The 12,678-nt window shown below is 65.1% G+C and carries 12 protein-coding genes and 1 tRNA gene; 8 read left to right on the top strand and 5 right to left on the bottom strand.

The genetic code is table 11. The features are described from left to right. The first annotated feature begins 205 nt into the window (after positions 1-205). The 3 genes from ACFX5Q_RS01945 to ACFX5Q_RS01955 all read left to right on the top strand — a co-directional run bounded on the left by ACFX5Q_RS01945 (position 206) and on the right by ACFX5Q_RS01955 (position 3,516). A complete protein-coding gene (locus ACFX5Q_RS01945) occupies positions 206-1,054 on the top strand; it encodes a dimethylarginine dimethylaminohydrolase family protein (protein WP_404275356.1) in 849 nt (282 codons plus the stop codon). Continuing rightward, a complete protein-coding gene (locus ACFX5Q_RS01950; protein WP_404274946.1) occupies positions 1,051-2,631 on the top strand; it encodes a 5-guanidino-2-oxopentanoate decarboxylase in 1,581 nt (526 codons plus the stop codon). Before ACFX5Q_RS01945 ends, ACFX5Q_RS01950 begins: the two co-directional genes overlap by 4 nt. A 177-nt stretch (positions 2,632-2,808) precedes the next feature. Further along, complete coding sequence (locus ACFX5Q_RS01955; RefSeq protein WP_404274948.1) at positions 2,809-3,516, top strand: SDR family NAD(P)-dependent oxidoreductase; 708 nt, start codon at positions 2,809-2,811, stop codon at positions 3,514-3,516. Positions 3,517-3,592: 76 nt separating this feature from the next. Here the strand turns inward: ACFX5Q_RS01955 and rpsA are convergent, their stop codons facing one another. The 3 genes from rpsA to aroA form a co-directional block, all read right to left on the bottom strand. Then, a complete protein-coding gene (gene rpsA, locus ACFX5Q_RS01960; protein WP_404274950.1) occupies positions 3,593-5,290 on the bottom strand; it encodes a 30S ribosomal protein S1 in 1,698 nt (565 codons plus the stop codon). A 205-nt stretch (positions 5,291-5,495) separates the two neighbouring features. Next, positions 5,496-6,146, bottom strand: coding sequence for a (d)CMP kinase (gene cmk, locus ACFX5Q_RS01965; protein WP_404274952.1), 651 nt, complete (start codon positions 6,144-6,146; stop codon positions 5,496-5,498). A gap of 259 nt (positions 6,147-6,405) precedes the next feature. After that, on the bottom strand, positions 6,406-7,764 hold the full coding sequence (gene aroA, locus ACFX5Q_RS01970) for a 3-phosphoshikimate 1-carboxyvinyltransferase (RefSeq protein WP_404274954.1): 1,359 nt from the start codon (positions 7,762-7,764) through the stop codon (positions 6,406-6,408). Positions 7,765-7,957: 193 nt separating this feature from the next. On the opposite strand from aroA, the gene ACFX5Q_RS01975 reads away from it, so the two are divergent. From ACFX5Q_RS01975 to ACFX5Q_RS01995, 5 genes are all read left to right on the top strand, one after another. After that, positions 7,958-8,350, top strand: coding sequence for a TIGR02300 family protein (locus ACFX5Q_RS01975; protein ID WP_006204003.1), 393 nt, complete (start codon positions 7,958-7,960; stop codon positions 8,348-8,350). Between the two features lie 171 nt (positions 8,351-8,521). After that, positions 8,522-8,597 (top strand) — tRNA-Ala (locus ACFX5Q_RS01980). A 150-nt stretch (positions 8,598-8,747) separates the two neighbouring features. Beyond that, on the top strand, positions 8,748-9,083 hold the full coding sequence (locus ACFX5Q_RS01985; protein ID WP_404274956.1) for a hypothetical protein: 336 nt from the start codon (positions 8,748-8,750) through the stop codon (positions 9,081-9,083). Positions 9,084-9,216: 133 nt separating this feature from the next. After that, entirely contained in the window at positions 9,217-10,236 is a 1,020-nt protein-coding gene (locus tag ACFX5Q_RS01990) for an LLM class flavin-dependent oxidoreductase (RefSeq protein WP_404274957.1), read from the top strand. A gap of 283 nt (positions 10,237-10,519) precedes the next feature. Next, a complete protein-coding gene (locus ACFX5Q_RS01995; RefSeq protein WP_404274959.1) occupies positions 10,520-11,233 on the top strand; it encodes a DUF2161 family putative PD-(D/E)XK-type phosphodiesterase in 714 nt (237 codons plus the stop codon). Here the strand turns inward: ACFX5Q_RS01995 and ACFX5Q_RS02000 are convergent. Continuing rightward, positions 11,156-11,641 (bottom strand): alpha/beta hydrolase family protein, encoded by a 486-nt coding sequence (locus ACFX5Q_RS02000; RefSeq protein ID WP_404274961.1) that lies wholly within the window; start codon positions 11,639-11,641, stop codon positions 11,156-11,158. The genes ACFX5Q_RS01995 and ACFX5Q_RS02000 overlap by 78 nt on opposite strands. A gap of 88 nt (positions 11,642-11,729) precedes the next feature. After that, on the bottom strand, positions 11,730-12,677 hold the full coding sequence (locus ACFX5Q_RS02005) for a GlxA family transcriptional regulator (RefSeq protein WP_404274963.1): 948 nt from the start codon (positions 12,675-12,677) through the stop codon (positions 11,730-11,732). Between the last annotated feature and the right edge of the window lies 1 nt (position 12,678).

Consider the following 12,678-nt stretch of genomic DNA (forward strand, 5'->3'; position numbering starts at 1 on the left):
GCGGAGCCGCCGGACCCATCGCTGCTGCAATCGTTTACCCATTACCCGTCGCAAAACAGAAGTTCCCTGTCGCAAGATGGACCGTTCCGCTTGCCTCCGTCAACCACGGTTTTTGGACCATTGATCACAGCCTCTTGTGGTGGTTAGTGGCGGCAACGGACGTTTTAGGGAGAAGTTGGTGGGCAAAACATTCGGGTCGCAGTCCATGGCCGGGCAACTGGAACGCGTTTTGATGCGCTCCGCTGCCAGCGCCATGCGCCATGCCAGAGCTTCGGAGTGGCACTATGGCCCGGGCTTCGATCCGCAAAAGGCGGCCGCCCAGCACGAGGCGCTGACCAGGCTGGTGGCGGGCTCGGGTGCCGAGATCGAATGGCTGACCGACACCGATGACGGGTTGGCCGATTCCGTCTTCACCCACGATCCCTCGCTGATGACCGACCATGGCGCCATCATCCTCGCCATGGGCAAGGCGCTGCGCCGTGACGAACCGGCCTTGCACGAAGCGGCCTATACGCGCATGGGCATTCCCGTCCTTGGCCGCATCGAAAGCCCCGGCCAGGTCGAAGGCGGCGACTGTGTCTGGGTGGACAAAACCACGCTGGCCATAGGCCGCGGCGTGCGCACCAACCAGGACGGCATCCAGCAGCTTGCGAACCTGCTGACGCCGCAGGGTATCCAGGTCTATGGCTTCGACCTTCCTCTGTGGCACGGCGAAGAGGCCTGCCTGCACCTGATGTCAGTGATCAGCCCGCTGGCCGACGATCTGGCGCTGGTCTACGCGCCGTTGCTGCCGGCTACCTTCTACCAGATGCTGCGCGCCCGCGGCATTCGCCTGGTCGAGGGCGACGCCGACGAATTCTTCGCCTCTAACGGGCTCAGCCTCAACGTGCTGCCGACCGCGCCGCGCCAGGTCATCGCGGTCGCCGGTTTTCCGAAGACCGCAGCCGCCATGCAGGCTGCCGGCTGCACGGTCTCGACCTTCGAGGCCGACGCTCTGTGCATCGCTTGCGAGGGCGGCCCGACCTGCCTCACGCGTCCGGTGCTCAGACAATGACGACGATCGGCGAAGCACTCATCACCTTGCTCGAAGCCCATGGCGTCGACACCGTTTTCGGCATTCCGGGCGTCCATACGGTCGAGCTCTATCGCGGCCTGGCGCGTTCGAAGATCCGCCATGTCACGCCGCGCCACGAGCAGGGCGCCGGCTTCATGGCCGACGGCTATGCACGCGCCAGCGGCCGGCCGGGCGTCGCCTTCGTCATCACCGGGCCGGGGCTCACCAACACCATCACCGCCATGGGCCAGGCGCGCGCCGATTCGGTGCCGATGCTGGTGATCTCCGGCGTCAATGCCATGCCGACGCTCGGCAAGGGTCTTGGCCATCTGCACGAACTGCCCGACCAGCGCGGCATGATGGAAAAGGTGGCGCTGTTCTCGTACCGTGTCACCGAGGCCGGCGAACTGCCCGGCGTGCTCGGCCGCGCCTTCGCGCTGTTCTCGTCCTCGCGTCCCGGCCCGGTCCATATCGAAATCCCGACCGATGTCATGGTCAAACCGGGCGACGGCATCGAAGCCTTGCTGAGCAATGTCGCGCCGCCGGTTCCCGATGCGGCGGCGATAGGGGAGGCGGCCAGGCTTTGCGCGGCCGCCCGCCGCCCGCTCATCCTTGCCGGCGGCGGCGCCAGGCGGGCCGAGGCGCCGTTGCGGCGGCTGGCCGAAAGGCTCGGCGCGCCGGTCGTCGAGACCGCCAATGCGCGCGGCCTGCTGCACCGCCATCCGCTATGCGTGCCGGCAGGCCCTTGCCTGAAGGCGGTGCGGGCGCTGATGGCGGAGGCCGACCTGGTCATTGCCGCCGGCACCGAATTCGGTCCGACCGAGTATGACGGCTATAGCGATGGCGGTTTTGTCCTACCGCCCAACCTAATCCGCATCGACATCGGCGCCGACCAGCTCGCGCGCCGCCCGGCCACCGTCGCCATCCAGGCGGATTGCGCCGAGGCAATCGAGGCCTTGCTGGCTCAAACAGGTAGCGCACCGGCGGCATCGGCCGACGGCCCGGCCCGCGCCGCCGCGACCCGGCAGGCCGCGTTTGCCGAGCTCGGCCCGGCCATGCAGGCGCAAATGCGCGCGGTCGAAGTGATCCGCGATGCCTTGCCCGGATCGATCATCGTCGGTGACTCGACGCAGCCGATCTACGCCGCCAACCTGTACTACGACCATGACCGGCCGGGCGGCTGGTTCAATGCCGCCACCGGCTTCGGCGCGCTGGGCTTTGGCCCTCCGGCGGCCATCGGCGCCGCGCTTGCCGTGCCTGAGGCACCGGTCGTCTGCCTCACCGGCGATGGCGGCTTCCAGTTCACCTTGCCGGAACTGGGCGCCGCGCTCGATGCGGATGCGCCGGTCATCTTCGTCGTCTGGAACAATCGCGGCTATCGCGAGATCGAGACTTCGATGCTGAATGTCGGCGTCGAACCGGTTGGTGTGTCGCCGGCGCCGCCGGATTTCTGCAAGCTGGCCGAGGCCTATGGCATTGCCGCCGAGCGGCTTGCCGGCGTTGGCGGGCTGGAGGATGCGCTCAAGCGCGCACGCGCGACCGGACTGCCCTACGTCATCGAGATAACCGTGGACTGAGTTTGGCCGAGCAACGCGTTTCATGCGTCAGCCTGGCGAGGCTTGCGTCCGGCCGGCGGCCCGAGCGATGCAAAGTCGCGACCCAGCCATGTCGATATTTCAGTTGAGTGATCGAGTGAAAGGCGCGACTTTCGCTGGCGGCGTGGCCTAAGCATAAGAACACTGGAGCAGTCGAATATGACGGAAACACTGGACGGCAGGCATATCGTGGTGACCGGCGGCACCGGGGCGCTGGGCGGCGCGGTTGTCGGCAAGCTCCTGGAGCAGGGCGCGGTCTGCCATGTTCCCAATGCCCATGCCGCCGCACCTTCGCATTTTCCTTTCACCACGCATGATCGCGTCAGGCTGGCGCACAATGTCGACCTTTCGGACTCCGCCAAGGTCGAGGCGTTCTACCACCAGCTTCCGGAACTCTGGGGTTCCATCCACCTGGCGGGCGGCTTCACCATGGCGCCGGTGGAGAAGATCGAGTCGGCGTCCTTCGCCGAGATGATGGACACCAACGCCCGCACGACCTTCCTGTGCTGTCGCGCGGCGGTGCGCTCGATGCTGGCGTCGAGCACGGCGGGCCGCATCGTCAACGTCTCGGCGCGCGCCGGGCTCGAGCCCAGGCGCGGCTCCGGCATGGTCGCCTATGCCGCCAGCAAGGCGGCAGTCGCCGCGATGACGCTGGCCATGGCCGAGGAGTTGAAAGGCAAGGGCATATTGGTCAATGCCGTGGCGCCCTCGACTCTCGACACGCCGGCAACCCGGACCGACATGCCGGACGCCGATTTCAGCAAATGGGTCAGCCTTGAAGCCGCCGCCGAGGCGATCGCCTATCTCGCCTCGCCGGCCAATTTGGCAATGAGCGGCACGCTGGTGCCGCTTTACGGCAGGGCCTGAGCGCAATCTTCTAGCCAAAGAAAAACCCCGCCGGAGCGATCCGGCGGGGTTTTGTTTTCAGTCGGTGCGAAGGGGCTTAACTGCCCTGCTTCTTCAGCGCGGCACCCAGGATATCGCCCAGCGAAGCGCCGGAGTCGGTCGAGCCGTACTGGGCGACCGCTTCCTTCTCTTCGGCGATTTCCAGCGCCTTGATCGAGACCTGCAGCTTGCGGGTCTTTTTGTCGAAGGCGATGACGCGGGCATCGACCTTCTGGCCGACGGTGAAGCGCTCGGGGCGCTGCTCGTCGCGATCACGGCTGAGGTCAGAGCGCTTGATGAATGTCTCGATGCCGCTGTCGACCAGCCGCACTTCCAGACCGCCATCCTTGACGCCGATGACCTCGCAGGTGACGACGGCGTTCTTGCGCAGTTCGCCCGAGGTCGCCGCTTCGCCGACCGTATCCTTGGCCAGTTGCTTGATGCCGAGCGAGATGCGCTCCTTCTCGATGTCGACGTCGAGCACCTGCGCCTTGACCATGTCGCCGCGATTGTACTCTTCGATGACCTGCTCGCCCGGACGGGTCCAGTCGAGGTCGGAGAGGTGCACCATGCCGTCCACGTCGCCTTCCAGGCCGATGAACAGGCCGAACTCGGTCTTGTTCTTGACCTCGCCCTCGACCTGGCTGCCGACCGGATGGGTGCGCGCGAAGGCTTCCCACGGGTTTTCCAGCGTCTGCTTGAGGCCGAGCGAAATGCGGCGCTTGGCCGGATCGACCTCGAGCACCACCACGTCGACTTCCTGGGTCGTCGACAGGATCTTGCCGGGGTGCACGTTCTTCTTCGTCCACGACATTTCCGAAACGTGGATGAGGCCTTCGATGCCCGGCTCCAGCTCGACGAACGCGCCGTAGTCGGTGATGTTGGTGACGGTACCCTTGATCTTCTTGCCGATCGGGAACTTGGTGCCGATCTCCAACCACGGATCGCTTTCGAGCTGCTTCATGCCGAGCGAGATGCGGTGGGTATCTTGGTTGATGCGGATGATCTGCACCTTGACCGTCTGGCCGATGTTGAGGATCTCGGTCGGATGGTTGACGCGGCGCCATGCCATGTCGGTGACATGCAGCAGGCCGTCGATGCCGCCGAGGTCGACGAACGCACCGTAGTCGGTGATGTTCTTGACGACGCCTTCGACCACCTGGCCTTCTTCGAGGTTCTGCACGATTTCCGAACGCTGTTCGGCGCGGCTCTCTTCGAGCACGGTGCGGCGCGACACCACGATGTTGCCGCGGCGGCGATCCATCTTGAGGATCTCGAAGGGCTGCGGGTTGTGCATCAGCGGGGAAACGTCGCGGATCGGGCGGATATCGACCTGGCTGCGCGGCAGGAAGGCCACGGCGCCGTCGAGGTCGACGGTGAAGCCGCCCTTGACCTGGTTGAAGATGACGCCTTCGACGCGCTCGCCCTTGGTGAACTTCTCTTCGAGACGGACCCAGCTCTCTTCGCGACGAGCCTTCTCGCGCGACAGCATCGCTTCGCCAAGCGCGTTCTCGATGCGCTCGACATAGACTTCGACGGTGTCACCGACCTTGAGGGTGGTGTCCTTGCCCTTGACGCCGAATTCCTTCAGCGGCACGCGGCCTTCGACCTTGAGGCCGACGTCGATGATGGCCATGTCCTTTTCGATCGCGGTGATCGTGCCCTTGACGACCTGGCCTTCGCCGGAATGGCCGGCGGTAAAGGATTCTTCGAGCAGGCTCGCGAAATCATCGCGAGTGGGATTTGCAGCTGACATATTTTCTCCTGGAATGCCCCGCATCTCAAGCGGGACGGGCGCCGTGGGTTAGCGTTGCGTTGGCCTACCGGCGTTCCGGGCTACAAAGCCCTGGGCCGCTCTAAGCGGCAATTCCGGCGCATGAAGAATGCTGGCAGGCTGGTTCGTGCCCGATATGGGTATTTTCTTCACCGCCGGCAATCGGCAGCGTGAGGAAAAACCTGGATCAGGCCTTGTTTCTCTTGGCCAGCACGTCGTCGATGATCGCCATGGCTGCAAGAAACGCGGCTTCTATAGCCATTTCGCTGGTATCAAGCAAGTGCGCGTCGGCCGCCGGCTTCAGCGGCGAGTCGGCGCGACCCATGTCGCGCTCGTCGCGGCGCTGGATGTCGGCAAGGATCGTGGCGAAGTCGGCGCTGCCGCCGATGCTTTCGATCTCGGCCAGCCGCCGCCGCGCCCGCACCTCGGCGCTTGCCGTCACATAGAGCTTGATGTCGGCATCGGGGCACACCACGGTGCCGATGTCGCGCCCGTCGAGCACTGCACCCGGCGGCGTCTTGGCGAAGTCGCGTTGCTTTTCGACCAGGATGCGCCGCACGGTCGGATAAACCGCAACCTTCGAAGCTGCCTCGCCGACCGCATGCGCCGACAGCACGGCCCGGTCGAGCCTAGCCAGATCGACCTGACGCGCCGCGGTTTCGGCAGCCGAGACATTGTCGAGCGGTAGCGCGTGTTGAAGCAGTGCATAGGCTACCGCGCGATAGGTGAGGCCGGTGTCGAGCAGGTTCAGCCGGTAGTGGTCGGCGAGCCGCCGGGCGAGAGTGCCCTTGCCGGCGCCGGCAGGCCCGTCGATGGCGATGGTGAAGGTTGGGGTCATTGGTAGGTCAACGCCTCGTCTGCCTGGCGACAGGCCCTCGCGTCTTCGCCATCCCAGGGCGCAGCGAACGCGAAGCGGAGCGAAGCTCCTGGGATCCATACCGTGACATCAGCCGAAGATAGCATCGTTGCGGCGCTTCGATGTAACGGCATGGATCCTGGGGTCTGCGCCGCGTCGCTTCACTCCTTGCTCCGCCCCAGGATGACGAAGGGAGAGATGTCAGGCACCAATTTCCCAAGGTAGCCATTGCCATCGACCGCTATCCGATCTCCGCCCCAAGCCCCTTCATCAACCCCATGAACTCAGGAAAGCTCGTCGCGATCATCGCCTGGTCGTCGATGGTCACCGGCTTTTCCGTCGCCAGCCCCATGACCAGAAAACTCATGGCGATGCGGTGGTCGAGATGGGTCTGGACGATGGTGCCCTGGCCATTGGGGTGCTGGCCCAGGCCCTTGCCGCCCGGCCTGCCACGCACGGCAAGCGTCGCTTCGCCCTCGGTGCAGTCGACGCCGTTGAGCTTCAGCCCGTTGGCCACCGCCGAGAGCCGGTCGGATTCCTTCACCCGCAACTCCTCCAACCCCTGCATCAGTGTTTCGCCTTCGGCGAAGCTCGCCGCCACCGCCAGCACCGGGTACTCGTCGATCATCGACGGCGCCCGCTCGGGCGGCACGATGACTCCATTCAGTTCGGAATAGCGCACGCGCAGGTCGGCGACGTCCTCGCCGCCGGCATTGCGCGGGTTCAAGATGTCGATCCGGCCGCCCATCTCCTGCAAGGTCAGCAACAGCCCGGTGCGCGTCGGGTTCATCAGCACGTTTTCGATGACGATGTCGGAACCCGGCACGATGAGGGCGGCCACCAGCGGGAAGCCGGCCGAGGACGGATCGCCGGGCACGGCGATGATCTGCCCCGTGAGCTTGCCCTGGCCTTCGATGAAGATATGGCGCACGCCGCGCTCGTCGGTCTCGACCGTCAGATTGGCGCCGAACCCCTTCAGCATCTTTTCGGTGTGGTCGCGCGTCATCACCGGCTCGATCACGGTGGTGATGCCCGGCGTGTTCAAGCCGGCCAGCAGCACCGCGGACTTCACCTGCGCAGAGGCCATCGGCACACGGTAGGTGATCGGTGCGGCATGCTTGGGACCGCGCAGGGTGATCGGCATGCGGTCACCGGGCGTCGCCTTCAGCACCTGTACGCCCATCTGGCGCAAGGGTTCGAGCACGCGGCCCATCGGCCGGCCTGACAGCGAAGCATCGCCGATGAAGGTGGTTTCCATGTCGTAGGTTCCGACCAGGCCCATGGTGAGGCGCGAGCCGGTGCCGGCATTGCCGAAATCGAGCGGGCCTTCGGGCTGCAGCAGCGCGCCGTTGCCGGTGCCGCGGATCACCCATTCGTCGTCATGCTTCTCGATATGCGCGCCCATCGCCTTCATGGCCGCACCCGTGCGCATCACGTCCTCGCCTTCGAGCAGGCCGGTGATGCGGGTCTCGCCGGAGGCCAGGCCGCCGAACATGAAGGAGCGGTGCGAGATCGACTTGTCGCCGGGCACGCGCGCGGCGCCGGAAAGGGCTGGTGACTTGCGGGCCGTGGCCGGTTTCGGAGCGGCAGCGTGAGACATGGTTTTCCCTGGATGGAATGCCGGCGGACCGGCCATTTTCTTTTGTTGCGGCGGTCTCGTATCACGGCGCACGGAAATGGTCATCCCCTTGTACCGGGCCTTCGAAGGCCGGCTTTTGTAACGCCGGCTTTTGGCTTTGACAGCGCCGTAAACAGTGGTTAAGGGGACCAACCTTTTATCTACGAGGCTTGCCGTGGCAAAACCCGAACTTGGCACCAAACGCATAGACCCGGAAACGGGTCGGAAATTCTATGACCTGAACAAGGACCCGATCGTCTCGCCCTATACCGGCAAGAGCTATCCGCGCTCCTATTTCGACGAAGGCAAGATCACCGCGATCGAGGAGGACGAGGAAGTCGCCGAGAAGGAAGTCGACGCCGAGGAGGAAGAGGGCGCCGAGATCGTCTCGCTCGAAGAGGCCGATGAGGAGGCGAAGACCGGCGACGATCTTCCCGATCTGGGCGACGACGAGGACGATGTGGACCTCGGCGACGACGAGGACGACACGTTCCTCGCCGACGAAGAGGAAGAAGACGACGATGTCGCCGACATGATCGGCGTTGGCGACGACGACGACGAAGTCTGATCGGCCGCGGGCATGCGCCTGCAGGCTTTCTTGGGTTGTGACGAAAAAGCGGCTCTGGAAGGCTTGATATTGACGGAAGGCGGGGTTAGAAGCCGCCTGCACTAACGGCGCGGTCTTCGCAACCCGCGCCGATCTCTTCGCCGGAAACGGCGCCGGCTGACTGCCGGGAGTGGGGCCATAGCTCAGTTGGGAGAGCGCTTGAATGGCATTCAAGAGGTCGTCGGTTCGATTCCGATTGGCTCCACCAAACAGTCCTTTTCCGATGCTTGGTTTCGCGGCATTCGTGCTCGCCGCCTGCCAATCGGCTCCTGAAACACCGCCACCGCCTGCCCCACAGCCCGCCCTTCCCGCTGTTGCGGCTCCTGCTCCGGAGGGTTCGGCGGTTCTGGATCCCTCCGTGGCGATCACGCCCCCCGCCAAGGGCGTTCCGCCCAAATACGCCGCTTTTTCCGGCATATGGGCCGGACGGCTGGATGGGATGTATGAAGGCAAGCTGGCCGTGCTGACGATTTCTCCACGCGGGCAGGTGACGGTCACCTATGCGTGGGGCGATCTGGCCGACAACAGGCCGGGAGTGGCCGACGGCGCCGGGAAGATTGTGGGGAACACAATGAAGCTTGGGCGCCTCCCCAATGGCGCGGATGCCAGCTTTGCGATGCTGCCGGACGGAACGCTGGCTGCGACCTATACGCTTGCCGGGCAGACCTACACGGGCGCGTTCGCCAGGCAATAGTCGAGGCAGACAAACGCCGTTCTCGGAACCTTGACAGTCTGTGTCATGGACGATGGGTGTGTTGACGCGCTACCCACGGACCCGACGTAATCCTGTCGCGCCGACGAGGATGTAGAATGAACGGGCTTGTCGCATGAAGAAGATCGGCTTCCTTTCCTTTGGCCATTGGTCGCCCTCGTCCCAGTCGCAGACGCGGTCGGCTTCCGATGCGCTTCTGCAGGCGATCGAGCTGGCCGTCGCTGCCGAGGAACTGGGCGCGGACGGCGCCTATTTCCGCGTGCATCATTTTGCCCGCCAGCTTGGTTCGCCCTTTCCGCTTCTGGCCGCGGTTGGCGCCAAAACCAGCCGCATCGAGATCGGCACCGCCGTCATCGACATGCGCTACGAGAACCCGCTGTATATGGCGGAGGACGCAGGCGCGGCCGACCTGATCGCCGGCGGTCGCCTGCAGCTTGGCATCAGCCGGGGATCGCCGGAGCAGGTGATCGACGGCTGGCGCTACTTCGGCTACGTGCCGCAGGAAGGCCAGAGCGATGCCGACATGGCACGCAGCCACGCCGAGGTTTTCCTCGAGATGCTGCGCGGCGAAGGCTTCGCGCAACCCAACCCGCGGCCGATGTTTCCCAATCCCCCTGGAATGCTGCGTCTCGAGCCGTTCTCGGCCGGTCTGCGCGACAGGATCTGGTGGGGCGCCGCCACCAACGCCACCGCGCAATGGGCGGGCAAGCTCGGCATGAACCTGCAGAGCTCGACGCTCAAATTCGACGAGGGCGGACAGCCGCTCCACATCCAGCAGGCCGAGCAGATCCGGGCTTTTCGCGCAGCGTGGAAGGAAGCGGGGCATGCGCGCGAGCCGCGGGTGTCCGTCAGCCGCAGCATCTTCGCGTTGGTGAATGACCGCGACCGCGCCTATTTCGGCAGCAACGGGAGCGAGGATCATTTCGGCTACATCGAGCCCGACAAACTTGCCGTGTTTGGCCGTACCTACGCCGCCGAGCCGGATGTCCTCGTTGATCAGTTGAGAGAGGACGAAGCGATCGCCGAGGCCGATACACTGCTGCTGACCGTCCCCAACCAGCTCGGCGTGGATTACAACGCGCATGTCATCGGGGCGATACTGAAGCACATCGCGCCGGCCCTCGGCTGGCGCTGATGTTCCGACCTTCTTCGGCGCGCAGGCGGGCGCGGCGCTTATGCACTCGCGCAAACCGCCCAATGCGCGCGGACCATTCTTCGCGACATCGACGATGATGTAATCAGCGCAACAGGGCGAACCGGGTTTCGCAAGCTGTGCCGGGAAGCGGCCGGCCCTGCAGCGTTTCTGAGGTCGCTCGTCGGTTTCTGGTGAGGCTTGTCGCGCCAGGCACCGTAGATCGTAGCGGGCATCACGCGGTCTTCACGGTGCCAGCCTGGCCCGAATCGGCTAAGCCTTGCTTATGCAGGAAACGTCACTCTACACGCCGGTAAAGCGGTTCCTCGAGAGCCAGGGCTTCACCGTCAAGGGCGAGATTGGCGGCTGCGATATCGTCGGCGTGCGCGATGGCGAGCCGCCCGTGGTCGTCATTTGCGAGCTGAAACTGCAGTTCAACCTCGAACTCGTGCTCCAGGCAGTCGATCGCGCCGCGGCCTGCGACGAAGTCTGGCTTGCAGCGTGCATGTCGGCACGCGGCAAGGGCCGCGAGCAGGATCGCCGGTTCAGGGCGTTGTGCCGGCGCCTGGGCTTCGGCCTGCTGGGCGTTGGCGGCAAGGGCGAGGTCGAACTGCTGCTCAGCCCTGCCGCGCTGCCGCCAAGGCGCGACCCGAGGAGACGGTCGCGATTGATGGACGAGCATCGGCGCCGGCGCGGCGATCCCGCACCCGGCGGCAGCACGCGCGTACCGATCATGACCGCCTACCGGCAGGACGCGCTGGCTTGCGCCGCCGCCATGGCCGATGGCCCGAAGCGGCCGCGAGATTTGAAAGCCGTTTCACCACGCGCGGCCAGCATCCTGCTGCACAATTACTACGGCTGGTTTGCGAGGGCCGAGCGCGGCGTCTATGCGCTGACCGACCTCGGTCACGCCGCCATGCAATCAAATGGGATCCTTCAGGGTTCGCAGCAGGGCTCTCCGTATGAGGCCGATCAACTCGGAATGAAGGTCGGCACGTGACCGGCTGCCGCCGTCCTCGCAGATCGGGTCGACCTCCCCGAGCGATTTGAGCAGTTCGGCGCCGCCCGGCTTGCATTCCGGCAGAAAGCTGAAGTGCACGGCGCCCGCGACGGTGGCGTATGTTCCTTGCGGTACCAGGGCAGCCAGTTTGTCGGCGATTACCGCCTCGGGAATGGTGTCGGCGCTGCCCAGATTGATGAAGCTCATCGGGACCGCGATCTCTTTCAGGCTCTGTGCCTCGTAGGCCTGTGCGAGACCTGGATCGACCAGCACCGCCGATTTGATGCGCCGATCGAGGTTCGATCGTTCGAAGCGCGCTTTGTCGATTGTGCGCAGATCGACCTTGTCGACCCGTACCGGCTGGTCATCGACATAGGCCTGGCCGCCCGCATACCAGGCGCAATCCATTTGGCATAGGTGTCGCAGTAGCGCGCATAGGCTTGGGGAGAGCGCTTTCGCGCCCGGCGATACATTCGCTTCTCTACAGGTTGGTGCGTCAGAAACGCTCGCGATAGTCGCGCGGGTTCGTGCCGAGGACGCGCAGAAAGCCGCGCCGCATCGTCTCTTCCGAGCCGAAGCCACAGCGCCGAGCCGTCTGGTTGACGGCCAGGCCCCGTTCCAGCATCCGGCGCGCCGCCTCGATCCGGATCTCTTCGATTGCACGGGCGGGTGTCCGGCCCGTTGCGTCCCGATAGTGCCGCGAGAAGCTGCGCGGGCTCATATTGGCGCGGTCGGCCAAGTTCGGCAGCGACAGGTCACCGCCCAGATTGTCCAGGATCCAGCCATGCAGACGGTCGAAGCGCTCGTCGCCTTCCTGCAATTTGAGGGTCTGGCTGAATTGCGCCTGGCCGCCGGGGCGTTTCAGGAAAACAACCAACTGGCGAGCCACCGCAAGAGCCATGCGCCGGCCAAGGTCGGCCTCGACGAAGGAAAGCGCGAGATCAATTCCCGCCGTCACACCTGCGGACGTCCAGATATTGCCGTCGCGAATGAAGATCGGGTCGGGTTCGAGCCGGACCGCCGGAAAGCGCTGGGCGAACTCGGCGCAGCGTCCCCAATGGGTCACGGCGCGACGGCCGTCGAGGAGACCTGCCGTCGCCAGCAGGAAGGCGCCGCTGCAGACCGATGCCGTTCGCGTGGCGCCGCGCGAGCGGCCGATGACCCAATCGATCAGGCTCGGATCCTCGCAGACTGCGTTAACACCCCAGCCCCCAGGCACGATCAGCGTGTCGATTTCGAGCTCACACGGCGGCAGCGCCGCCGTCTCGATCATGAGGCCGGCCGACGTCCTGATCCGCGGGGAGGCGGCCACGACAACGACCTCATAGGCAGCCGGCTCGCCGGCCTGCAGCTTGAAGTCGTTGGCACTGGCGAAAACCTGAAGTGGCCCACTTACATCGAGGAGCTGGACGTCGGGATAGGCAAGGATTTCGATGCGGCGCATA

Source organism: Mesorhizobium sp. IMUNJ 23033 (assembly GCF_044778005.1).
GTDB lineage: Bacteria > Pseudomonadota > Alphaproteobacteria > Rhizobiales > Rhizobiaceae > Mesorhizobium > Mesorhizobium amorphae_A.